24 protein-coding genes are annotated in these 22066 nt (G+C 50.1%); 6 read left to right on the forward strand and 18 right to left on the reverse strand.

The features are described from left to right. Positions 1-2: 2 nt before the first annotated feature. From AC1S52_RS28360 to murC, 3 genes are all read right to left on the reverse strand, one after another. On the reverse strand, positions 3-347 hold the full coding sequence (locus tag AC1S52_RS28360) for a YbaB/EbfC family nucleoid-associated protein (protein ID WP_482032404.1): 345 nt from the start codon (positions 345-347) through the stop codon (positions 3-5). Between the two features lie 60 nt (positions 348-407). Further along, on the reverse strand, positions 408-1412 hold the full coding sequence (gene murB, locus AC1S52_RS28365; RefSeq protein WP_482032405.1) for a UDP-N-acetylmuramate dehydrogenase: 1005 nt from the start codon (positions 1410-1412) through the stop codon (positions 408-410). Positions 1413-1488: 76 nt separating this feature from the next. Beyond that, the gene (gene murC, locus AC1S52_RS28370; RefSeq protein ID WP_482032406.1) at positions 1489-3084 is read right to left on the reverse strand and encodes a UDP-N-acetylmuramate--L-alanine ligase; all 1596 of its coding nucleotides are present in this window, start codon (positions 3082-3084) and stop codon (positions 1489-1491) included. Between the two features lie 663 nt (positions 3085-3747). Here murC and nadD point away from each other — a divergent pair. Next, on the forward strand, positions 3748-4359 hold the full coding sequence (gene nadD, locus AC1S52_RS28375; protein ID WP_482032407.1) for a nicotinate (nicotinamide) nucleotide adenylyltransferase: 612 nt from the start codon (positions 3748-3750) through the stop codon (positions 4357-4359). Between the two features lie 230 nt (positions 4360-4589). Next, complete coding sequence (locus tag AC1S52_RS28380; RefSeq protein ID WP_482032408.1) at positions 4590-5603, forward strand: type I glyceraldehyde-3-phosphate dehydrogenase; 1014 nt, start codon at positions 4590-4592, stop codon at positions 5601-5603. A gap of 266 nt (positions 5604-5869) precedes the next feature. Here AC1S52_RS28380 and AC1S52_RS28385 read toward each other — a convergent pair whose 3' ends face one another. The 3 genes from AC1S52_RS28385 to AC1S52_RS28395 all read right to left on the reverse strand — a co-directional run bounded on the left by AC1S52_RS28385 (position 5870) and on the right by AC1S52_RS28395 (position 9006). Next, a complete protein-coding gene (locus tag AC1S52_RS28385) occupies positions 5870-6871 on the reverse strand; it encodes a hypothetical protein (RefSeq protein ID WP_482032409.1) in 1002 nt (333 codons plus the stop codon). Between the two features lie 252 nt (positions 6872-7123). Continuing rightward, positions 7124-8515, reverse strand: coding sequence for an amidohydrolase family protein (locus AC1S52_RS28390; RefSeq protein ID WP_482032410.1), 1392 nt, complete (start codon positions 8513-8515; stop codon positions 7124-7126). A gap of 299 nt (positions 8516-8814) precedes the next feature. Beyond that, positions 8815-9006, reverse strand: coding sequence for a ChaB family protein (locus AC1S52_RS28395; protein WP_482032411.1), 192 nt, complete (start codon positions 9004-9006; stop codon positions 8815-8817). A gap of 121 nt (positions 9007-9127) precedes the next feature. On the opposite strand from AC1S52_RS28395, the gene hemL reads away from it, so the two are divergent. Further along, on the forward strand, positions 9128-10426 hold the full coding sequence (gene hemL / locus AC1S52_RS28400; RefSeq protein ID WP_482032412.1) for a glutamate-1-semialdehyde 2,1-aminomutase: 1299 nt from the start codon (positions 9128-9130) through the stop codon (positions 10424-10426). Between the two features lie 70 nt (positions 10427-10496). Here hemL and AC1S52_RS28405 read toward each other — a convergent pair whose 3' ends face one another. From AC1S52_RS28405 to AC1S52_RS28425, 5 genes are all read right to left on the reverse strand, one after another. Then, positions 10497-10841: a type II toxin-antitoxin system PemK/MazF family toxin gene (locus AC1S52_RS28405; protein WP_482032413.1), complete on the reverse strand. Its 345-nt coding sequence runs from the start codon at positions 10839-10841 to the stop codon at positions 10497-10499. Then, on the reverse strand, positions 10834-11064 hold the full coding sequence (locus AC1S52_RS28410; RefSeq protein WP_482032414.1) for a hypothetical protein: 231 nt from the start codon (positions 11062-11064) through the stop codon (positions 10834-10836). Before AC1S52_RS28410 ends, AC1S52_RS28405 begins: the two co-directional genes overlap by 8 nt. 125 nt (positions 11065-11189) lie before the next feature. Further along, positions 11190-12326, reverse strand: coding sequence for an AAA family ATPase (locus tag AC1S52_RS28415; RefSeq protein WP_482032415.1), 1137 nt, complete (start codon positions 12324-12326; stop codon positions 11190-11192). 383 nt (positions 12327-12709) lie between these two features. Then, on the reverse strand, positions 12710-13759 hold the full coding sequence (locus AC1S52_RS28420; protein ID WP_482032416.1) for a bifunctional heptose 7-phosphate kinase/heptose 1-phosphate adenyltransferase: 1050 nt from the start codon (positions 13757-13759) through the stop codon (positions 12710-12712). A gap of 24 nt (positions 13760-13783) precedes the next feature. Continuing rightward, positions 13784-15268, reverse strand: coding sequence for a GTP-binding protein (locus AC1S52_RS28425; protein ID WP_482032417.1), 1485 nt, complete (start codon positions 15266-15268; stop codon positions 13784-13786). A gap of 206 nt (positions 15269-15474) precedes the next feature. Between AC1S52_RS28425 and AC1S52_RS28430 the strand changes: the two genes are divergently transcribed. The 3 genes from AC1S52_RS28430 to AC1S52_RS28440 all read left to right on the forward strand — a co-directional run bounded on the left by AC1S52_RS28430 (position 15475) and on the right by AC1S52_RS28440 (position 18909). Further along, on the forward strand, positions 15475-16686 hold the full coding sequence (locus tag AC1S52_RS28430; protein ID WP_482032418.1) for a glutathione S-transferase family protein: 1212 nt from the start codon (positions 15475-15477) through the stop codon (positions 16684-16686). Positions 16687-16807: 121 nt separating this feature from the next. Then, complete coding sequence (locus AC1S52_RS28435) at positions 16808-17209, forward strand: hypothetical protein (protein WP_482032419.1); 402 nt, start codon at positions 16808-16810, stop codon at positions 17207-17209. Then, the gene (locus tag AC1S52_RS28440) at positions 17209-18909 is read left to right on the forward strand and encodes a caspase, EACC1-associated type (RefSeq protein ID WP_482032420.1); all 1701 of its coding nucleotides are present in this window, start codon (positions 17209-17211) and stop codon (positions 18907-18909) included. The genes AC1S52_RS28435 and AC1S52_RS28440 overlap by 1 nt, the downstream gene beginning before the upstream one ends. A gap of 240 nt (positions 18910-19149) precedes the next feature. On the opposite strand, the gene AC1S52_RS28445 is transcribed toward AC1S52_RS28440, so the two are convergent. From AC1S52_RS28445 to AC1S52_RS28475, 7 genes are all read right to left on the reverse strand, one after another. Then, a complete protein-coding gene (locus tag AC1S52_RS28445; protein WP_482032421.1) occupies positions 19150-19743 on the reverse strand; it encodes a transposase in 594 nt (197 codons plus the stop codon). Positions 19744-19861: 118 nt separating this feature from the next. Next, the gene (locus AC1S52_RS28450) at positions 19862-20065 is read right to left on the reverse strand and encodes a DUF4351 domain-containing protein (protein ID WP_482032422.1); all 204 of its coding nucleotides are present in this window, start codon (positions 20063-20065) and stop codon (positions 19862-19864) included. Positions 20066-20092: 27 nt separating this feature from the next. Further along, positions 20093-20242, reverse strand: coding sequence for a hypothetical protein (locus AC1S52_RS28455; RefSeq protein ID WP_482032423.1), 150 nt, complete (start codon positions 20240-20242; stop codon positions 20093-20095). A gap of 13 nt (positions 20243-20255) precedes the next feature. Then, a complete protein-coding gene (locus AC1S52_RS28460) occupies positions 20256-20897 on the reverse strand; it encodes a hypothetical protein (protein WP_482032424.1) in 642 nt (213 codons plus the stop codon). 48 nt (positions 20898-20945) lie between these two features. After that, the gene (locus AC1S52_RS28465) at positions 20946-21299 is read right to left on the reverse strand and encodes a YtxH domain-containing protein (RefSeq protein ID WP_482032425.1); all 354 of its coding nucleotides are present in this window, start codon (positions 21297-21299) and stop codon (positions 20946-20948) included. Between the two features lie 43 nt (positions 21300-21342). Next, positions 21343-21477 carry a hypothetical protein gene (locus tag AC1S52_RS28470; RefSeq protein ID WP_482032426.1) on the reverse strand — a complete coding sequence of 45 codons (135 nt, stop codon included), beginning with the start codon at positions 21475-21477 and terminating at the stop codon, positions 21343-21345. Next, positions 21474-21815, reverse strand: coding sequence for a hypothetical protein (locus AC1S52_RS28475; protein ID WP_482032427.1), 342 nt, complete (start codon positions 21813-21815; stop codon positions 21474-21476). Before AC1S52_RS28475 ends, AC1S52_RS28470 begins: the two co-directional genes overlap by 4 nt. Positions 21816-22066 lie beyond the last annotated feature (251 nt).

Consider the following 22066-nt stretch of genomic DNA (forward strand, 5'->3'; position numbering starts at 1 on the left):
CTCTACATTCCTGGCAGGTTTAGCCCACCGGTCAACTCTTCCATCTTCTCCCGCATGGTCGCGGTCGATTTGTTGTAAGCATCCTTCATGGCAGTGGTAACCAGGTCAGACAGGACATCCGCCCCCTCACCTAAAGCGTCTGGTGAAATTGTCACTCGTATAGGCTCCTGATTGCCACTCAGCACAACCTTGACCAGTCCACCGCCGGACTCGCCTTCAATCTCCATCTGTTCCAGTTCTTCTTGAAGGCGCTTGGCTCCTTCCTGAACCTGTTGAGCTTTTTTAAAGGCTTCTGTCAGCTCTTTCATTTTGCCAAGCCCGAAGCCAAATCCCTGTCCTTGTGACATAGCGTATACGGATGATGAGTTAGTTTGAGCAATCAACTGTTTAATTATGACACTTTCTTCCTATGCCATCTGAAACTCTCCCAGGATCTTCACTTCGGGTTCCAGTTGAAGCGACCAGTGTTGCTCAACGGTTTGCTGAATGTGACGAATGAGCTGGAATATATCACTGGCAGTCGCCCCGCCGCAGTTAAGAATGAAGTTAGCATGGCGTTCTGCTATCTGGGCACCGCCAATCTGATAGCCTTTCAGTCCGGTTTGTTCGATTAGCCAGCCTGCTTTATATTGGCTGCTGGGATTACGGAAGACGCTACCACAACTGGGCAGATGGTAGGGTTGGGTGGTACGACGGTGATTTAAATGCTCGGTTGTGGCAGCCGTGACCACGGTTGGATCAAAACCCGGTTTCAGTTGAAAGGTTGCCTGGGTGACCAGCCAACCCTTACCTTGCAAGAAGGACGTGCGGTAACGATAGTGCAAATCCTGAGGCAGCAACATCTTTGAGGTGCCGTCTGGTAAAAGAACTTGAGCGCTGACCAGGTAGTCAGCAATGCAGCCTCCGTGGGCACCTGCGTTCATGACAACCGCGCCGCCTACCGTGCCAGGAATGCCAACAGACCATTCCAGCCCTTGCCAACCCCGTTCGGCAGCCTGCCATGCTAACCGGGGCAGGGGTTCGCCTGAACCAACCGTTACCAGTCCAGTTTCGAGGTCAAAGTGGGAGCGACGCAGGCGGCGAGTGCCGATGACTAAACCAGGTAGTCCGCGATCGCTAATCAGTAAATTAGAGCCTGCCCCCAGCATAGTCACGGGCAGTCCTTGGGTCTGCGCCCATTCAAAACTGGCTTGCAGTTCCTCTAGAGTTCGAGGAGCGACATACCATTCGGCAGGTCCGCCAACCCGGAAAGAGGTTAGAGTCGCCAGGGGAACCAGAGGTTTAATTAAATTATCAGTACCAGGAAGTCGAATCAATTGAACGTTGTCTACCTGAGAGTATTTGTAGGGTTCAAGGCTCAACCGGGTTACCCCAGAAACGTTCACTTTAGGAGGGTCGTATGAGAGAGTCATGATGAATTTTTTTGATGCCCCAGACTAAGCACCGCTAGTGGATTTTATTCTGGTAATCTCAACCGATGAGATTTGTTCAGGCCTGATTGCACAAGCCTTGAGATACACCCTGTTCAAGGTTCTGGCAAAGCGCCATTAACTCAGGAATTAGCTGATTCAAATTGCCTGCTCCCAGAAATAGCGCGATGTCTCCCGGCATCAAAACATCCGTCAGCAGTTGGTTGACTGCTTTAAGCGAAGGTTCATAATAAACCTTGGAGTGGTGGCTGGCTACCAGGTCAGCAAGTTGTTGACCTGTAATCCGCCCTGTACTGGATTCACCAGCACTGTAGATGTCGGTGAGGACAACGACATCTGCCTCTTCAAACGAAGCTGCAAACTCAGATAAAAATGCTTCAGTGCGGCTATAGCGATGGGGCTGAAAGATTGCGACTATTCGCCGCCGCAACGGATTTCGCCATGATTTTGCTTGCAGACGAGCAGCGGTCAGGGTTGCCCGGATCTCGCTGGGGTGGTGTGCATAGTCGTCCACAAACAGAATGCCATTGTACTCACCTCGATGCTCGAATCGACGGCGGGCACCCTCAAAGGTGGCGATCGCGGGGGCGATCGCGGCAAAGTCCAACTTTAACAAACGCCCAACTGCAACGGCAGCCAGCGCATTACTTAAATTATGCTGCCCCAACAGGCGAACATCCAGCCGACCCAGGATCACTCCCCGTTCCCAAACTCTGGCAGTGGTCCCATCGGGACGATAAGTAATACAGTCAACCGTATAATCAGCCCCAGAATTTACATCCAGGCTGTAGGTGATGGCAGGCTTGAGGGCATCTCGCACTGTAGCGCAGTCGATACAACCAATCAGGGTTTGACAGTGATTAGCAAAGGTCTTAAAAATGTCCACGACTTCACTCAGATCGTGGTAATGATCTGGGTGGTCAAGCTCAATGTTGGTCACGATGCCAATCTCGGCTGCCAGCTTAACCAGGGAGCCGTCTGACTCATCAGCCTCGGCAACCAGGAAATCTCCATCACCGGAGCGGGCGTTTCCTCCCCATGCGTTTACTTCGCCACCCACAACAATAGTAGGATCCAATCCTGCTTCCAGCAGCAAATAGCCAATCAGGCTGCTAGTTGTTGTTTTTCCATGGGTCCCAGCTACCGCAATACTACGATACTCTTGAATGAGTCCTGCTAGTACATCTGAACGATGGAAGATAGGACAGCCCAATTCACGGGCAGCCATATACTCAGCGTTAGCCGGATGAATTGCCGTTGAGCAAATCACTTGAGGCAAACCATTTGCTGGATGATTCTCCCGCACTGAATCATACGCTGGTCCTCTCTGATCCTGAGATTTTGTTTCTATATCACTTGTTTCTATCTCATTTGTTTCTATCTCAGAGGACCCATTACCGGACTTGCTGGCAGCTAGCGCTGGATTACCTGAGCCAGCATCCGATTTGAAAAATTCTAGATTATTTGGATCCTGGCTCCAAAAGACATGGATACCCTCTTCCTGTAAGCGTTGAGTAATATGACTCAATCGCAGATCCGATCCAGATACAGGTAACTTACGTTTGGCTAAAACGTAAGCGAGGGCTGACATTCCAATTCCACCAATACCGATAAAGTGAAATGGTCTGCCGGTGAAATCGACAGAGTTCAGCATTCTAGCTCCTTACACACCACACCACAGCAATATCACGCGCTATCATATCAAGGATTACCTTTTTGTCGATATAGGCTTTCAATAATTTGCCAGTCACAGCTAAATGCGACGCTATGAACAGCCTGGGTTTTGGTTGCCGTGAAAGTTATATCACCCCTTTCATCCTTTCTACAGATGCTCAGTGAAATTATTGAAAACTTTTTGATATTATTATGCCTACAAAATATTTGATCAGCTATTTCACCTGAGCTTCAATAAACTGTCCTGAGTAGGTTGTGCCTCAATCAACCGAGGCTGAATAGGCTACAAAAAGTTTTCTTGATATTTCCTTATTATTGTTAGCTCCTAAATATTAGTTCAGACTTTATACTCAAGTTTCCCAGTAAACATCTGTCAGACTACACAAAAGTTTGTTTCCTATCCACTGAATATTGGGTAGAAATTTAAGTACTAAGCGCTCCCAGGGCTAATGTGGCAATCCGATTGGATTGTGAGATTGGGTTGCCTTGAAATCCTTTTTCACACAGCCTCTCATTCTCAACCAATGATTGAGGACTGCCATGGTAAATTTCTACCTTTGTAGAGAAGGGAATAGGCTATGTGGATGAGTTTCCCGCCTCTTCCTCCACCCATGTGGTCATCACTTTCTACTGAGGATTCTCGATGCACAACATTGCAATCTTCGGTGGTACCTTCAACCCAGTTCACTGGGGTCATCTCCTGGTTGCCGAAACTGCCCTAGATCAGTTTGGGCTTGATCAGATTATTTGGGTGCCAACTTACCATCCTCCCCATAAGCGTCAGTTAATGCCTACGTTTAACCAACGGCTGGAAATGGTGCGGTTAGCGATCGCCGATCAGCCTGCATTCAGTTTATCCAGTCTAGAAGCTGAGCCATCGCACACTTCCTATGCGATCGCGACTCTGAAGGGGTTGCAAGCCCTTTACCCCAACACGCACTGGTACTGGATTCTTGGCACAGATGCGTTTCAGACTCTTCCTAAATGGCGCAATAGCTCAACCCTGGCGACACAATGCACCTGGCTTGTAGCACCTCGACAGATCAATGGGGAGGGGGAAGCATGGGAGGAAGAAGTCTGTCAGCAAGTTGCGGCTCAAATAGGCATCCCCAACTGGCATCTTTTGTCAATGCCCTTGCTGAAAATCTCATCTAGCCTAATTCGGCAATATTGCCTGGAATGCCGTTCAATTCGATACTTAGTGCCCGATGTGGTTAGAACCTACATTAAAAAGCTGAAATTGTACGCAAAATAAGTTAAAATACCTACTCAATAGACTTTAACAATTGGAAAATACAGTGCAAAGGCTGCCGATCCCTATCTCAGGCTTCTTGGAAGGAATAAGTTCTCATAGAGGCTGGGATGTCAGTGCGGCGGTGCTTACAGCGGTGGTACTCAACTGGGAAGTGATTGCGCTGGGATCCATAGAGTCTTATGATCGGTTTGATTGTGGGTATCTAATTAGCAGACAGAGGGTAAGACGCAGTGATTAGAGTAGCAATTAACGGTTTCGGACGTATTGGGCGTAATTTTATGCGCTGCTGGCTGACTAGAGAAAATAGCCAGTTGCAAGTGGTCGCTATCAACGATACTTCTGACCCCAAAACCAACGCCCATCTATTGAAATACGACTCGATGATTGGCAGGTTTGGTGGTGATGTCAGTGCGGATGAGAATACCATTACGGTTAATGGTCATACAGTCAAGTGTACGTCCGATCGCAACCCAGAGAATCTCCCCTGGAAGGAGTGGGACATTGACTTGATTATTGAGTCAACTGGGGTTTTTATCAGCAAAGAGGGTGCCTCTAAGCACATTACGGCTGGTGCCAAAAAAGTATTAATTACCGCCCCTGGTAAAGGCGATGACGGAACCTTTGTTGTGGGTGTTAACCATCAGGATTATGACCACCACAAACATAATGTCATTAGCAATGCAAGCTGCACCACAAACTGTCTTGCGCCGGTTGCCAAAGTTCTCCATGAAAATTTTGGCATCATCAAAGGCACGATGACTACCACCCACAGTTACACAGGTGATCAGCGGTTGCTGGATGCAAGCCACCGGGATCTGCGTCGGGCGCGGGCGGCTGCGATCAACATTGTACCCACCTCGACTGGGGCAGCAAAAGCCGTCGCCCTGGTATTGCCCGAACTGGCAGGCAAACTCAACGGGATTGCGCTGCGGGTACCCACTCCTAATGTTTCTATCGTAGACCTGGTGGTTCAAGTTGAAAAAAACACGATCGCCGAACAGGTGAATGATGTTTTAAGAAGTGCGGCGGAAGGTCCGATGAAAGGGATCCTCAAGTACTGCGATCTGCCCTTGGTTTCTGGTGACCATGCAGGCACAGATGAATCCTCAATTGTAGATGCAGCCCTGACTATGGTCATGGGTGGCGATATGGTTAAGGTGGTTGCCTGGTATGACAACGAGTGGGGTTATAGCCAGCGAGTTGTAGATTTGGCTGAAACGGTTGCCCAGAAGTGGGTTGCTTAGGGTGAGATAGTTTTTGGTTGTTAGTTTTTGGTTGTTGTTCTAAACCAACCAGCCTAAGACAAAACCTGACCCGCTATTTCTTATTTAGCCTTTAACCAAGAAAGCGGGGAGTTTTGGAAAACTTCCCGCTTTTTGCATGGGTTGAAGCAATGCTCTGGAAGGTGATAGCCCTAAGGATAGGACAAATTAGCAAGCACAAAATCTTGTCTCGTCCGTCTCCCTCGGACATCTGACACCTAACACCTAACACCTGCTAAATCACTACTTCACGCACCAACTACTTCTGCCGTAAATAATTCTTGTATGGCTTGCAAATAGGGGTGGAAATAACTAGCGAGAACAGTTGAAATTCGTTTGTTCACTGCCTGTTCCAGTAATTCTACCAGCAACCGCACTAGCCACCACTCTACCTTCAAGGGTGGGTAGAGCATGACACACAAGGGAAAGAGTTCCTCCTGAAAGGCGGCAATATTGTTTTCGAGGGCACAGACACAGAGGTAGATTTGAAACATTTCTACGTCTCGAATGCTGGAAATCAATAGTTGAGCGTCTCCCAGAGGTCCACTGTGGGATCGATAACTACTAAATTCCTGGATGACTCGATTGCAAATCGTTTGGGCGATCGTTCCGCTTTGGGGTAACAAGGACTGAACGGCTGCCAATTCAAAAGAGTTTTGATCCTGGTTCGCTGCCGCTTCATATGCTCGCTGGAGGGGCATGTAAAGATGATCATCCAGGACTTTGAAATAGTCTGTCATCAAAAGTTGCTCGGTATCGGAGAGCGGCTCCAGTAACATTTGCCCGGTGTAGTGGATTTGCATACTGGTGAAACCGATAATGCGCGGGTCTTGGGCAGAGACAACCCGACGTACCCGCCCGCATTCTGCGCCGATCGCCGTTGCCAGACTTTGGGGCGCTTTTCCCTGCTGATAAACCGCTAAAACCTTCTCAAACAGTTGATGGGACTCGCGGGCAATGAGCCAGGGGTCAATATACTGGGGATTAATCTGATGGCGTTGAACTTCTTCTGCCAACAAAGACTCTGTTTTGCTCCAGGCTTGGGCACTGGCAAAGTTTAGGGATTTGAGCAGTTTGGCGGCGGTTCGTGCCCGCCCTTCCAGGGAAGAGACTTCAGCGAATTGGTCACGATCGCGATCGCTCAAGGATTGCGAGTACCCCAGAAGACTTTGCACATATCGCTTACCCCACAGTTTCGCCAGGGAAGGCGAATGCTGCTGGTTGTCAGAATCAGATTCAACCATTGCCATTGGTTAATGTTTATCCCCAATTTGGAAAATTCTAAAAGCAGAATTCCCTAAAATGTCGTCAGCCAAACAATTAAGGGGCTTTTTGCGAGATCAGGTCGTCCGTAGGGGGCAGAGTGACGACAAAGTCTTCACTAAAACGACGATAAAGCTAAGTATAAACTGAGACCCCGATCAATTGAGACCTCGTTCAACTGTGATTTTACCGCTATACTCAGATACTAAAATGGGTGCTGAGTAGGAGCAGCAACCGATTTAGGTGATGGACGATCGCCAGGGGCGACGTTTGAAGCGATCGGTACCTGCCCGTTTTGCCAGGTTATCCGCTGCTTTTTGCGATTCCCGCATCACCTCTTCCTCAAAAACCGTTACCATCTGGCGATCGCTCATGACAACCTGACCATCTACCAGTACGGTTTCCGGTTCATTACCCAGGGCAGAATAGACAAGAGACGACACGGGTGCATGGACGGGGGTAACAAATACATTGTCCAGTTTCAGGATGACGAGATCGGCTTTTTTACCCGGTTCGATCGAGCCAATTTCATGCTCTAATCTCAATGCCCGCGCTCCGTCAATGGTTGCCATTTCCAACACCTTTTCTGCGGTGATGATGGTTGGATCGCGGTGGTAGCCTTTGTGAATCAACGCTCCGAACTTCAGGGTGTGGATCATATTACTGTTATTGTTGCTGGCAGGACCATCACAGGCAAGGCTAACCGTCACTCCCTGTAACAGCATTTCAGGAATGGGGGCAAAACCCGATGCCAGATACATATTGCTACAGGGATTATGGGAGACTTTGACCTGATGCCGTTTCAGAATGTCAATATCCCGGCTCTCGCAATAAACGCAGTGAACTGCCAACACATCCGGTCCTAGAAAGCCAATCTGTTGTAGGTATTGCAAATCGGGCATGCCAAACCGCTGCATGGAGTTTTCGATTTCAAAGGGTGTCTCGGCAACGTGAATCGTGATCAGTGCCTTCAGGTCGCTTGCCAACTTGCGAGTTTTATCTAACGTATCCTGATCAACGCTCCAGATCATGCAAGGAGCCAGCCCGACCTGAACCCTTGCCCCTGGCTGGTTATACTTTTCGATTAATTGGCAAGCATCAGAGAGGGCTTTGTCAAGCGGTTCAATCAACGATGGGGGAACGCCAAATTCTTCTCCCAGGGTCAAGTAGCCGCGTGCCACAATACCGCGAATTCCGATTTCCTGGAATGCCTGAATCACGGCTTCCGTCAATTGTCCCTGTGGATGGGCATACATAAAGTCCACCAGCGTCGTAGTCCCAGATTTAATTGCTTCTACGCAACCATGACGGGCAGCCGCATAACAGTCTTCGGCTGTAAGTTGGGTGGCGGATGGTCCCGTCATGCCGCAGAACCAATCCTTGAGTACCCGGTCGTCGCCCAAGCCTTTGAGGAGGGTTTGAAACAAGTGGGTGTGAGTGTTGATCATGCCAGGAATGATGACCCGATCGCCACAGTCCATCACTTCGGTATCGGGGTATCTGGATAACAATGCCTCAGTCGTGTCGATCGCTTGAATGCGATCGTCCTGAATGTAAATAGCCGCATCTTCCAGCACATCCCGGTTGGGGTTCATGGTTACCACGGTGGCATGGGTCAGGAGTTGGTTCATTAGTCAGGTGGTAGGAGGTGAAAGAAAAGGAGAGGGGAGAAAGAAGCTATGGACTGTCGCCTCGGACTCAGGGAAATCGCGGGCTTCCCCAACCTGCGACAGCAGGTTTTGTCTGCATATTCTCTACTAAGCCCCCCGGAATCTTCAAGACTTCGGGGGGCTGAAACTTGTGAATTCAGTACCATTCACCTCAACTTCGTGAGAGATTGGCTCCACTGAAATTAACTCCAGGGGAGGAAAGCAGTCATGTGACAAGCCCCTGGACTTTAATCAAACATCCTTTAGACTTGAATGAAGAATTAGCTGATGAGGGCGCTGTTAGGATTGACAACCTGATTTCTAACAGCACTACGGGCAATCTGGTGTGCTTTTGCCTCTTCGCCGTACCATTGAAGAGCGGAATTAAAGGCGACCCGATAGAGATTCTGCGCGGCTTCCGAGAGGCGATCGCGAATATTGGAAGGTAATTCCCGATTCGTTTTGTATAGCATGAAAGTCACCTCCAGCAGATGGGATAATCAATAGTAATTCGCTTCAGCAAAACACGCTCATCACCTAAGGCTGATCTTCTACCTGTAAACCCTTTCAGTCATAAAACTTAAGGAGACAACATTGATCATCGGTAGCTTAAAAACAACCAAATCAGAAGAAATTTTTGCCGCTGCTCAAAAATTGATGCCCGGAGGAGTCAGTTCTCCAGTACGCGCCTTTAAATCGGTTGGGGGACAGCCGATTGTGTTCGATCGAGTCAAGGGTGCTTATGTCTGGGACGTAGACGGGAACCAGTACATTGACTATGTTGGCACCTGGGGACCTGCTATCTGCGGACATGCCCATCCCGATGTGCTGAAGGCACTGCATGATGCCCTGGAAAAAGGCACCAGCTTTGGTGCGCCCTGTGCCCTGGAAAACACGCTGGCAGAAATGGTGATTGATGCCGTTCCCAGCATTGAAATGGTGCGCTTTGTCAACTCTGGAACAGAAGCCTGCATGTCTGTACTGCGATTGATGCGAGCATTTACCGGGCGGGAGAAAATTATCAAGTTTGAAGGTTGCTACCACGGTCATGCCGATATGTTCCTGGTGAAAGCAGGTTCTGGGGTGGCGACGTTGGGGCTACCCGACTCTCCTGGTGTACCCAAATCGACTACAGAAAATACCCTCACCGCTCCCTTCAACAACCTGGAAGCCGTCAAGGCTCTGTTTGAGGAAAATCCAGGTGAGATTGCTGGGGTGATTCTAGAGCCAGTTGTGGGCAATGCCGGTTTTATTCCGCCTGATGGCGGCTTCCTGGCAGGGCTACGGGAACTCACCCGTGAGTATGAGGCGTTGCTGATGTTTGACGAGGTGATGACCGGCTTTCGGATTGCCTATGGCGGTGCCCAGGAGAAGTTTGGCATTACGCCTGACCTGACGACTCTGGGCAAGGTGATCGGCGGTGGTTTGCCAGTGGGTGCCTACGGTGGTCGTAAGGACATCATGCAAATGGTTGCGCCTGCGGGGCCAATGTATCAGGCAGGTACCCTATCAGGGAATCCCCTGGCAATGACTGCCGGGATCAAAACCCTCGAAATTTTGCGGCAACCCGGTTCCTATGAGTACCTGGAGAAGGTGACCAAACGGTTAGCCGATGGGCTACTACAAATTGCTAAGGAAGCTGGACACCCTGCCTGTGGTGGCAACATCAGCGGCATGTTTGGGCTGTTCTTTACGGAAGGTCCAGTGCATAACTACGAAGATGCGAAGAAGTCTGACCTTCAAAAGTTCAGCCGCTTCCACCGGGGGATGCTGGAGCGCGGAATTTACCTGGCTCCCTCCCAGTTTGAGGCAGGGTTTACCTCCCTGGCTCATACGGATGAGGACATCGATCGCACCCTGCAAGCTGCCCGTGAAGTGATGGCAGGGCTGTAGAGCAGTTTCTTCAACTGTTTTGCGACCGGTAGGGTGGGTAACCTTCCTACCGGTCTATAGCTCGTCTAGCTCAACTGTTAATATTCAGAACAACTACCAAAGCCTGGCTGATTTCTCGCATCGTCTCAGTATCCAGAGTTCCCACTTGCTTAATCAGCCTTTGCTGTGAAACGGAACGCACTTGAAATGCATCAGCGGTTGACAACTTGCTCAACCCATTTTCCGGTGTGGGTTCAAGCCTGACCATCCAGGGAACTAGGGCAAATGCATCATTCCAGCCTGTAACGGGTACAACGACCTTTAACCGAAGAATCCCAATTTCGTCATTGCTGACGATCACACAAGGACGGGTCTTGCTGATTTCATCCCCAATAGTGGGATCGGCACTATAAAGCCAGATCTGACCTCTACGCATAGTCGTGGTGTTCGTAGAAGTCCTCACCACAAGTATCAACAAACCCAGTCAGATCGCTGCCTTCTGCATAGTAGGGGCGCATGGCTTCAGCCGCCTCCCTTAAGCTGAGTTTTTCGGGTTTCTCCATGTCTTTGCGTACCAATTGCAAGGCAAGTTCAATAACTTCCAATCGTTCCGCATTCGGCATCTGCCTGATTGCTTCTAGAATCTGAGCTTTTTTCATAATTTTTGTAACGGTAGAAGATATTCTGACAAATCTTATCAAAACCAGAAAATCTATAAATTTCTAAGTCAATTCAAGCGGTAGTGCTCACGGTCTATAAGATCTAAGCTGACTGGAATGTGGATTTAAAGAAGATATTGTTCTAGTTGCTCACGACTTGGAACATCACCAGGTAGAAAAGTTTTTAGATCTTCCTTTGATGGTTTAGTTAATGCCGCTAAGCGGTTACATTGAATAGCGACACAGCGATCAAAGATATTCCTCACAAATCTACCATTTCCAAGTTCTCCAATTTGATCCTCAAATTGCTTTAATAACTGTTGTACTGCATTCAAAGTTTTTTCCGAAATTAGATAACCATGCTGTTCACATCTGACCTTGAAAATTTCAGTTAACTCGTTAGCAGAATAATCTTCAAAATGAATTGACCTTGAAAATCTGGATTTTAGTCCGGGATTGGAGCCAACAAAACGAGACATTTCAGCTTTATATCCAGCAACAATAACGACTAAATCCTCCCGGTGATCCTCCATCATCTTCAAGAGGGTATTAATGGCTTCCTGCCCAAATATATCTCCACGTCCATCGGGAACAAGGGAGTAAGCTTCATCAATAAAAAGTACACCCCCTAGAGCAGATTCAACTACCTTTGCTGTTTTGGGTGCTGTTTGTCCTAAATATTCTCCAACTAAATTGGTTCGGTCGGCTTCAACAAAATGTCCTTGAGATAAGACTCCAAGATGATTATAAATTTCGCCTAAAATTCTAGCTACCGTTGTCTTGCCCGTTCCAGGATTTCCTGTGAACACTAAATGCCTGGTGATGGAAGGGGCTTTTATGCCTGCCTGTACCTGCATTTGAGCTACTTTTGTAACGTTAACTAGTTCTTCAACAGTCGATTTGACCGTACTCAATCCAGTAAAAGCATAAAGCCGATCAAGGCATTTCTGAAGCTCACCCGTGACCACCTCATGTTGATCTGCATCAATAGGAGAATCAATCTTTGACTGCTTTTCAAGTACTTTGCAAACTTCTGCTGCCCACTCACTACCAATCTGTGTAATGTGTGTACCTAACAATGAATGGGCTGTTTTAATTGCAGCTTCTTTTGATGGGGCTTCCGCAAAGAATAAGCAGTCAATGGATAACTGCTTTTCGGGTTTGTCTCGAAAGGCATGGGCATCATTAAGACTATTCCAGGCAGCCCAGAGCCAGGAATCACCGGACGCACAAACACTAAATACAGGGGAAACCCCAAACATGAATTTGCCCGAATAACCCAAAACTCTTCGATCACATGGTAATCACAAAACTGAAGGAGTGCCTACCGTCGTCCAGCAATCTACAAAGTTCCTGCCTGCTGGAAATAGATTTCATAGGGTAAATTCAACAATCTGATCCTTTGCCTCAATTCCAGGATGGCTATTAACATCGTCTGCGACAATCCCCAGATCCCTGGCATCTGCCGAATTTACTTTAACCAATTTATGGAGATCAACAAGGTGCCGGGGATCTGGGCTACCAGGTTACACATCGCGTCACCTTCTTTAGCAGGATGGATAAATGCCTTGGATTTTCGTACACCTGTTTTGCAATCTGCTGAGAATAGGCTATCCAGCATACCTGGTCAGGCTTCAGCCAGCACTCAAAGCTCATTCAGCAAGTCTTGAAGGGCGGCTTTCATCTCCGCTGGAGTGGTGGTGGTGGTGCCAAACTGGCGCACGACGATGCTAGCTGCCAGGTTGCCTAAGACCGCAGCTTCCCAGGGAGTAGCGCCTGCCGTCAGTCCCAGAGTCAATGCCGCAACTACCGTATCCCCGGCTCCGGTGACATCAAATACATCGGTGCGATTGAAGGCAGGGATGTGTTCCTCGCTGCCATCCTGGTCAAACAGGCTCATGCCGTTATTGCCAAGGGTAATCAGAATTTGTTTTGCCTGGGTCATTTTCAGCAGATCGTTCCCGGCTTGGCGGATGGTTACTTCATCCACAGCATCTTCGGAGAGCTTACTCAGGGGGTAACCGACTGCTAGTTCTGCTTCGGGCAGGTTGGGGGTAAAAATGGTTGCCCCGACGTAACGCTTAATCGACTTCTGGCTGTCTACGATCGCGCAGGGGTGGGCGAGAGCAGCCTCAATCACAGGGGGAGTAAGGGTGCCATCTCCATAGTCAGAACAGACGATCGCATCGACCTGTTCCCGGTGTTGAGTAATGTACTCTGCCAGTTGGGTTTGCAGTTCCAGGCTGGGCAGGTCATCCGATTTGCGGTCTATGCGGACAATCTGTTGGGTGACAGACTGGCGGGAGTGTCCGGAGATGCGGGTTTTAGTGACGGTGGGGCGATCGCCATCCTCCAAAATTCCAGCCGTATCAACCCCCGCTGCCATGAAAATATGGCGCAGTGCCCGTCCCTGTTCATCCTTGCCCACCAGACCCACCGCTTTGACCTGTGCCCCCAGGCAAGCAAAGTTGTAAACGGCATTGGCACCGCCCCCCGGCACCTGCTCCGTTTTGTCGTGGCGAATGATCAGGACGGGAGCCTCCCGCGAAATCCGCTCGACCTGCCCGGTGAGAAACTCATCCAGCCCCAGATCGCCCACTACCAGGACGTGCCCTTGATGGAAACGATCGAGCAGTTCAAACAGGTGAGCCGCTGAAGCGAGCAATTTTTCAGCAAAGGAATTAGTAAACCCCATAGTACTTTATTGATTTAAAGCACTTTATTTTACTGAACGGCGATTCAGATCGACCTTTGCCCGTAATTCGTCTTTGATTCGGTTCAGGATCGAGGCTTCATCCAGAGATGCCAGGATGCGGGTCACGATCGCTTTGGGTCCATCCGGTCCCCAGGATGCGCCATTTGCCAGGTAGGCTTTGGTCACCTGTCCAATCCCGTAGGAGGAAACCCCTGCCACGCCTGCCTGGGTCAGGGCAACCGAGGCATAGGCAGCGAGGGAAACCCCTCCCGTAGCGGGGGCAGAGAGTCCTAATAGTGTTTTCAGCGAACTTAAGCCCAGATTTGCCACCAGTTCGCTGGCAGTGATACCACCCATCGAAATGGCAATTTTTTGCAGCAGACTAACGGCTCCCTGCTGGTTCATGGGAATTCCATAGAGTTTTGACAGGGAGAGGATCATGGCAATATCAATCACTGCGCTACTGAGGATATCGACCACCGTAACGGGATTGAGGGCGATCGCCACTGCCTTCGTCATCACCCCATTCCAGATGATACGGTTGGCGCTCTGGTCGCGGATTTCCATCTTGCGCTCGACTAACCGCTCATTGGCTTCATCGGCATACAGCATGGAGTTGAGCGCCACCAGGGATTTCCCTTCCCGATGTAGAATCTCCAGAATCTTCAGTTTCAAGTCAGTGATTTGGGGTTTTCCCACGCTCAACTGAGCCGCCATTGTGCCATCAGCACGGCGCACTGCCCTTGCCACCAGGGGAGAAGCCGCTGCCATGACAATTTCCTCCGGTGACAGCAGTTCCCGCACCCGCTGGTCCCGAATCTGTTCATAAATGGCGATGCGATCGGCATCGGGGTACTGGTCAATTTTGTTAAACACCAGCAGGATGGGCTTACTGGCTTCTCGCAGTTCAGACAATGCCTGATATTCCACCTTGGTCATGTCACCCGCGACCAGGAACAGGATCAGGTCTGCCTGTTTGGCAATCTGGCGTGCCAGTGCTTCCCGCGCCTCTCCATCGACTTCATCAATACCGGGAGTATCAATCAGTTCAATATGGGAATTGCCAATGCTGGGCAAAACCACCCGCAACAGAGGGCGATCGCTCCCCTCCACCGTTTCCTGGGTAATGTTCCAATTCGCACTCTGGCAAACGCGGGTGACACCGTGAATCGGTCCCGTCTCAAATACTTGATCACCCAGGAGCGCATTCAGCAGGGATGACTTACCCCGCCCTACCATCCCAAACACCGCAATGTGAACCACTTGGCGATCAAGCTTGTCCAGCATCGACTCCAGCCCACCAATTTCTGGCTCCAAGCCCCGGCGCTCCTGGGGAGACAGATCCAAATTCTCTACCAGATCTCGTAGGGCGCTCTGTGCCTGACGATAATTCAGTTCCGCCTGAATATTTTCAAACCCGGAAATTGTCTCATCTAGCTCCTGATCTAATTCACCATTTAATTCACCGGAGTGGGAAGTATTTTTCAGGTTGAAGGGCAGTTCAGACATGGATTCGGCTCGAAGGTACAGGAACAGAGTCGTTTTCCTCCCCCGATCCTAGACGATTCTTCCAGTCCTGTGCCTGGGGGGTGGGTAGAGTAAGTTAACTTTAAAGCCTATCCGAAAACTTCCTGGGTCTAGTACCAGGTCTAGCAGTTTACGGCTTTTCGGATAGGCTTTTAGAGACGTTGAGATCATTCAGGACCCATGCCCGCATGACCATTGCCCCCCTAAGCTGGACAGAACTCGAAGCTCTTACGGATTTTCAGATTGATCCGGTCAATGGACCGACTAACGCTCAAGCTCGGTTACGGTTATTTGGGCAGAGTGAGTCTGAAGTGCGCGTTACGCTGTACCGAGACAACCATGCCTGGTGCCCTTACTGCCAGAAGATCTGGCTCTGGCTTGAGGAAAAACAAATTCCTTACCGCATCGAGAAAGTAACGATGTTTTGTTATGGGGAGAAGGAAAGCTGGTACAAACGCAAGGTGCCATCGGGGATGTTACCGGCGATCGAACTGGACGGACGGCTGATTACAGAAAGTGATGATATTTTGATCGCTCTAGAGCAGGTTTTTGGTCCGTTGGCACAGGGAATGACCGATCCGCTGGTCATTCCCCTGCGACGATTGGAGCGGCTTCTATTTAGAGCCTGGTGTAGCTGGCTTTGCTATCCACCCACGTTACCCCGGCAAGAACAACGTAACCGACAGCAATTTATCGAAGTGGTGAATCAGGTCGAGGCTGCCCTGGCGAGTACCCCTGGTCCCTATTTCCTGGAGGAATTTGGCACGACTGATGTGATTTTTACGCCCTATGTGGAGCGCATGAATGCCAGTCTGTACTACTACAAAGGCTACTCCTTGCGGGAGGATAATCCTCGTTTCGCTGCCTGGTTTGAGGCAATGGAAAGCCGACCGACCTATCGCGGTACTCAGAGCGACTTCCATACCCATGTGCATGATTTGCCACCTCAGATGGGAGGCTGCTGGGAAAATGGTGAGCCGCAAATGCTCTTAAATAAGCATCGAGTGGATAACGGACCCTGGTTTGGTTTGCCCGATGCGACTTACCCGGAGCCGGAAAATTCTCGGCAGGAAGCCCTCTACCGGGTGATACAGCACCGTACCAATATTATTCGAGTCAATCCTGCGGATGCCCCGTTGTTTGATCAGGCGTTGCGGTGTGCCCTCACTTTGATGATGACGGGTGAAGCGTGTACACCCCCAACTGGCTCAGACCCAGCCCTGCGGTATCTGCGCGATCGCATCAGTGTCCCCCGCGACATGTCGATCTATGCTGCCAAGCGGCTGAGAGAAGCTTTGGAGAAAACGGCAGCTTTAGTGGGTGAGGGACAGGGTTCTCCGATTCCGATTAAGCACCGACGCGATCAAGACCCGGCTAACTTTGCCAGCAAGCTTCGTTAAATCCGGTTGAAGCGGGGTTCCCAGACCTCGGAGGTTTTGGAAAACCTCCGAGGTCTAAGCCTAGGAGATCGCCCAATCGGGATTAGAATTTTGGAGAACTTTCCTTTGAAGAAATATTCCAATGGCAGCAACCCTTGATCTCTTTATTGACCTGAACGAAGCCGGACTGGATCTGGAACCGGAAGAACTGGAGGCATACTCTCAACACCTGGTAACTGACCTGAAAGATGGACTGGCAGAGGAGGCATCCCTGGCGCGATCGACCGATGTACCAGAGGGGAGTAAGGCGGGAGAAGCGGGCGTTGATCTGGGTATTCTGAAGGCGGAGGTGAATGTAAAAAATCTCCTGGCAGTGCTGGGCTGGCTCAAAACCCGGATTGTAGGGGCAACCCTGAGAATTGAATATGGGGATGTGAAGCTGGAATATCGCACTTCAGAGGAACTAGAACAGCAATTGCAGGCGTTAGAGAAAATTTCGCATCTGACGGTTAGAGTAGTAAAAAGTGAAACCAGTAAGGGTTGATGGCAAAGATTGCACTGCTGATTGGGGTGAGTGATTACGGAGAGGGGTTGTCTGGTTTACCTGGAACCCAGGAAGACATCCAGAGAATGCAGTGTGTCTTGCAAAGCTCTGGTATTGGGGGATTTGATCAGGTTCAGGTGTTACCCAATCCCGATCGCACCCAGATGGAATCGGCGATCGAAATCCTTTTCACTGAGAACCGGAGCCGCGATGACCTGATTTTGCTTTACTTTTCCGGGCATGGAGTCAGAGATGACAATGGCACCCTTTACTTCGCTACCTGCATTACCGAAAAGAATTCCCAGGGACAGATTCGTACCAGTACAGCGGTTCCTGCCACTGCTCTGCAAGGGTACATGAGTCGCAGTCGGTCTAAACGGCAGGTGTTGATTCTCGACTGCTGCTTTAGTGGGGCATTTGCCAACGACATGAGGGCAAAAGTCGCAGATGAAGCGATCGATGTAAAAACTCAACTTGGCGGCGAAGGGCGGGCAGTGTTGACCTCTTCCACAGCAACCCAGGTGTCCTACGAAAAAGAAGGCAGCAGCATTTACACCCGCTATCTGGTGCAGGGATTAGAAACGGGAGCCGCCGATCGCGACAATGATGGGCAGATCACCGTAGACGAATTACACGAATACGCCAGGGAGAAGGTGCAGGAAGCCGCACCCACCATGCAGCCCGAAATCTATGCGGTGAAGGAAGGCTACAAGATTTTGATTGCCCGCGCTCCCCAGGGCGACCCCAAACTGGTCTATCGCAAGGAACTGGATGAACGCGCCAAACAGAAGCGGGGCAAACTCTCACCGATTGACCAGCGGGCGCTGAAATTCCGCTGGCAGGAGTTGGGATTGTCTCCCCAGATGGCTGAAACCATTGCAAACGAGGTGTTGCAGCCCTACCGGGTGTTTTGGGATAAGTTGAATGAGTTTGAACAGGCGGTCAAGGAAACCCTGGAGGATGACTCCCAATTAAGTGGAACCAGTCAGGATGATTTGCAGTATTTTCAGCGGGTCTTGAAACTGCGGGATGAAGACATTGCCCCCGTTTTGGCAACCTATCGGGTAAACCTGACATCACCCGCCCAACCCGAAGAGAGGAAACCTTCTGAACCCAAGGCTATGGCTCCCTCTCCACCTCCCCAGCACCCATCCACCCCCTCACCCATCCACCCCTCTCCTCCCCCCACCCAGGACGACCTCAAATCCGAAAAGGGAATTGACTATACCCGCCTGCGCGACCTGCTGAAGGCACAGGACTGGAAGGGGGCAGATCAGGAAACCTACCTGCGAATACTGGAAGCTGTTGGCAGAAAGCAGGGTGACTGGATTCGTCCAGAGGAGTTGAAAACGCTTCCCTGTGCGGATTTAAGGACGATTGATGCTCTGTGGGTCAGGTACAGCAACAGCAAATGGGGCTTCAGTGTGCAGAAGCGCATCTGGCAGGAATGCGGTAGCCCAATGGAATACAATGACCAGTGGGAGAAATTTGGCGATCGCGTCGGCTGGCACAAGGACGGCTCATGGTTGGTCTACGATGACCTCACTTTCAACCTTGATTTATCTCCTCCCGGAGAGTTTCCGGCGCTCAGCCGTGGGCTGAGGCGCCACCGCCGCCACGGGATAGGAGGTGGAGGGAAAGTGGTGCGGTTCTCTTCTCTCACGCAGAGACTTGTGAACTGTAACATACCGCAGTTCTAGACGTTTCCAAAGATTTGTAATAACCCTGTTCTTACACGATTTTCCACCCTTTCAGCCATTCGTTACCTGGCACCACGCCCCTGTGGCTTCCACCCCAGACCTCCGAGGTTTACAAAAACCTCGGAGGTCTAAGCCTGGCAGTCTAACCCCAAATCGCACACCAGCAAATTGAGGGTCAAACCAGTTCACTCAACAGACCTCGGAGGTTTTCAAAAACCTCCGAGGTCTAAACCCCACAGTTTACTCATCCAGCATGAGCGCAGTCAGAGTCGTCGCAAAATCCTTCCTGATTCGAACCAGATCACCAGCCTCAGGACTCAAAAACGCCTGATACTCTGCTTCCGACCCAAATTGCTGCTGTAAAACATCCAGTCTGGGCAAAGTGCCCGATCGCAATCCAGCGTATTCCAAATAACTGGAAAATTCCCATTCCTTAGGATGAGTCACCATGCCAGCTTTCACCGGGTTGAGGTGAATATACCTTGCCAGATGGTACAGATACTCGTCTCCAGCCACCGCGATCGCCTGAAATTGCCCTTGAAATAGACACCCTACCCGGTTGTATCGGCGATTCATTGCTTTTGTATAAGCCATTGATAACCGCTGCATCGCTTCAGATACGGCATCTGTTTTGCAACGCACTAACAAATGGTAATGATTTGGCATCAGGCAATAGGTCAGCACATCAAGGGCTTGTTCAATTAAATGTCGTCGTACCAGGCGCAGAAAATGCAGGTAGTTTTCCCGTTCAAGGAAGATGGGCTTGCGGTCATTACCACGATTGTAGAGATGGTAGTAATGCTCTGGCTGGAAGGTGAGATCTCGACGTGGCATGGAAACAGCTTGGCGGCAATGGTTCTCTTAAGATTCCCAAACTCGCCACGACAGACCTCGGAGGTTTCCAAAACCTCCGAGGTCTAAACCCGGAAGCCTCAATTTTGGAGAGCTTTACCTACTGTCCCTGCCCTGCTAACCAACCCCCTAAATCAGACAGATCAGAGAAATCCAGCAACGCTTCTCCTAACGCTTCCAATGGAACAATAGATAGTGCATCCATTTGCGATCGCACGGACTCAGGCAATTCCCCGACTCGTCGGGTTAGGGACTCGCAAATTAATAAAGTCCCAACGTCATTCCCGCGCAGGCGGGAATCCATCGTGGAGCAGCTTGTCTAGCGGGTGCTTTATTTTGGGGCACATCCCTTAGCAGCATTCTCCTGGTTGCTAAGCTCCGGCTTAGTAACCCCTCGATAGAGAGCCAGGGCTTCCCGGATGCCATCGGAAGCTGGAGCTTCCAGTCCAACATTACCAAGCTGGAGCTTGGTAACGAGCATCTATCTATCTATCTTATGAATTAAAGGATCGACTCTGGGAACGGTTGCTGGTCGGGAATTCTTCGGTAGTAAACTCTTCGTCACCAAACTCTTCATCATCAAACCCTTCACCGTCAAATTCTTCATCGGGAAAATGCTGAAGATTTGGATGGGTTTCGGTAGACACAGGAAAGTTTTCTGGCTGAGTTGGGGTTGAAAAATTGTCTGCAATGGGAGGATTATTACCCAGGTCAAATTCTGGTCGGGGGGGCGGCAGTCGGTCCATCGATCGCCGCTGCCGCTCAGGTTTTTGCGATCGCATAAACGTCCGCCATGCCACCTTGACTCCCAGCATCACACTGCGAGTTCCCGATTGCACTTTTTGAGCCTGCTTCCGCACACTGCTGAGACTGTCATCGACCTGCTTCACCACGTTGCCAGCACTCTGCACCCCTTCACTGACATCATCCGTTAGCTCACTGATTTCCAATCCAGTCAGCCGGATTGCCTCCAGCGTAGGAGGAAACTCCCGTCGCAAAGTATCAAACAGTTTTTCGGCACTGCGAGCAGCGCGGGACAGTTCCCTCAACGTTGGAATTGCCACTGCCAGCACAATGGTCAAACTGGCAGTGACAAACAAAAGTGACAAAACTAGCCAGAAGAGGGGATCGGTCACAGCAGATGTCTAAAATTTCAATAAATTCAAGCGCTAAATCTTGAATGCCTACACCAAATTATCGTGAACAGGCTGATCAACCTGAGCAGTCACTTGCACTTCCGTTGACTCTAGCACCTCACGTTCTCGCTGAGTGGCTTCAATGCCAGCGGCGATCGCTTCCCGTAACCGAATCAACGTGCTATCCCAATTGCGGAGTGCGGATTCGGAAAACCGATCAGCCTGAAGCTGAACACTGCTTGATAGGTCTTCTGCCAGTTCCGGCAGGGCATCGGCAGACTTCCTCAGCAACTGCCGGGTTTCTCGACCGGCACGGGGAGCCGCCAAAATACCAGCCACCGCGCCAAATGCAGCCCCTACAATCAAACCCCCAATAAATGCTCCAGAACGATTGTTCGACATCTTCCGGTCTTATCCTTTACAAACAACGTCAAGCCTGCTCAATTTAAAATCCTAACCCCGGAGTTATGCTGTCCTGGACATTTACACCATCTAACTCTACCTCACCATTCTGCCGCAATGTTCTATTCAGCAACACCACCAATTTTTCAATTTCCAGTAGAATCTGTGCCCATCTCATCGTTTCTTGAAGCGTCTTCTACCAGGTTTAGGGCGTGGAGCAAATGGCAAGTATTGCTGCCAAACGAGCCGCCCCAGACTCAAAAGGCTCATTAACTGCTGAATCCGCTGGATCTGAGGTTCCAAGCCTGCGAGATTCTGCCGCAGATGCGACGTACCCAATTGTCCCATCACAATATAACGAGGAGCGGGATGCAGTACCCGATGAACATTGTGTTCAGCAGAAATTAACGTGTCCGCAGCGTGAGCCAGATAACATTTGAGCTTCCAAAGCTTCCATGCGATAAACAAACAAACCAGCCCGATCATTCCGTTCGCCACCAGGACAAGATTCAGCATTGTTTTTCTGAAGCTTTACATTTACACCATTGTAGGGGAGAGGGGCGGAGGGGCGGAGTGAGTTGGAAGTTTTGAGTTAAGAATTGAGAGTTAAGAGTTAAGGAGAGTAATGGTTAATGAAAACGATGAGAGATTCTAACCCCTGCCCCTATCCCCTGACATCTGAATTGTCAACGAATGCAACAGGCGATCGCTATTTTCCCAATTGGAGGCAATAATCAACATCGGGATTTTACGTTATTGGTCGGTGG

This window comes from Kovacikia sp. CALU 1929, from assembly GCF_056784235.1.

Bases quoted from the DNA above. Each gene is read 5' to 3' on its own strand.
- AC1S52_RS28360 (WP_482032404.1), bottom strand. From the start codon at position 347: ATGTCACAAGGACAGGGATTTGGCTTCGGGCTTGGCAAAATGAAAGAG.
- murB (WP_482032405.1), bottom strand. From the start codon at position 1,412: ATGACTCTCTCATACGACCCTCCTAAAGTGAACGTTTCTGGGGTAACC.
- murC (WP_482032406.1), bottom strand. From the start codon at position 3,084: ATGCTGAACTCTGTCGATTTCACCGGCAGACCATTTCACTTTATCGGT.
- nadD (WP_482032407.1), top strand. From the start codon at position 3,748: ATGCACAACATTGCAATCTTCGGTGGTACCTTCAACCCAGTTCACTGG.
- AC1S52_RS28385 (WP_482032409.1), bottom strand. From the start codon at position 6,871: ATGGCAATGGTTGAATCTGATTCTGACAACCAGCAGCATTCGCCTTCC.
- AC1S52_RS28390 (WP_482032410.1), bottom strand. From the start codon at position 8,515: ATGAACCAACTCCTGACCCATGCCACCGTGGTAACCATGAACCCCAAC.
- AC1S52_RS28395 (WP_482032411.1), bottom strand. From the start codon at position 9,006: ATGCTATACAAAACGAATCGGGAATTACCTTCCAATATTCGCGATCGC.
- AC1S52_RS28405 (WP_482032413.1), bottom strand. From the start codon at position 10,841: ATGCGTAGAGGTCAGATCTGGCTTTATAGTGCCGATCCCACTATTGGG.
- AC1S52_RS28410 (WP_482032414.1), bottom strand. From the start codon at position 11,064: ATGAAAAAAGCTCAGATTCTAGAAGCAATCAGGCAGATGCCGAATGCG.
- AC1S52_RS28415 (WP_482032415.1), bottom strand. From the start codon at position 12,326: ATGTTTGGGGTTTCCCCTGTATTTAGTGTTTGTGCGTCCGGTGATTCC.
- AC1S52_RS28420 (WP_482032416.1), bottom strand. From the start codon at position 13,759: ATGGGGTTTACTAATTCCTTTGCTGAAAAATTGCTCGCTTCAGCGGCT.
- AC1S52_RS28425 (WP_482032417.1), bottom strand. From the start codon at position 15,268: ATGTCTGAACTGCCCTTCAACCTGAAAAATACTTCCCACTCCGGTGAA.
- AC1S52_RS28430 (WP_482032418.1), top strand. From the start codon at position 15,475: ATGACCATTGCCCCCCTAAGCTGGACAGAACTCGAAGCTCTTACGGAT.
- AC1S52_RS28435 (WP_482032419.1), top strand. From the start codon at position 16,808: ATGGCAGCAACCCTTGATCTCTTTATTGACCTGAACGAAGCCGGACTG.
- AC1S52_RS28440 (WP_482032420.1), top strand. From the start codon at position 17,209: ATGGCAAAGATTGCACTGCTGATTGGGGTGAGTGATTACGGAGAGGGG.
- AC1S52_RS28445 (WP_482032421.1), bottom strand. From the start codon at position 19,743: ATGCCACGTCGAGATCTCACCTTCCAGCCAGAGCATTACTACCATCTC.
- AC1S52_RS28450 (WP_482032422.1), bottom strand. From the start codon at position 20,065: ATGGATTCCCGCCTGCGCGGGAATGACGTTGGGACTTTATTAATTTGC.
- AC1S52_RS28455 (WP_482032423.1), bottom strand. From the start codon at position 20,242: ATGCTCGTTACCAAGCTCCAGCTTGGTAATGTTGGACTGGAAGCTCCA.
- AC1S52_RS28465 (WP_482032425.1), bottom strand. From the start codon at position 21,299: ATGTCGAACAATCGTTCTGGAGCATTTATTGGGGGTTTGATTGTAGGG.
- AC1S52_RS28470 (WP_482032426.1), bottom strand. From the start codon at position 21,477: ATGAGATGGGCACAGATTCTACTGGAAATTGAAAAATTGGTGGTGTTG.
- AC1S52_RS28475 (WP_482032427.1), bottom strand. From the start codon at position 21,815: ATGCTGAATCTTGTCCTGGTGGCGAACGGAATGATCGGGCTGGTTTGT.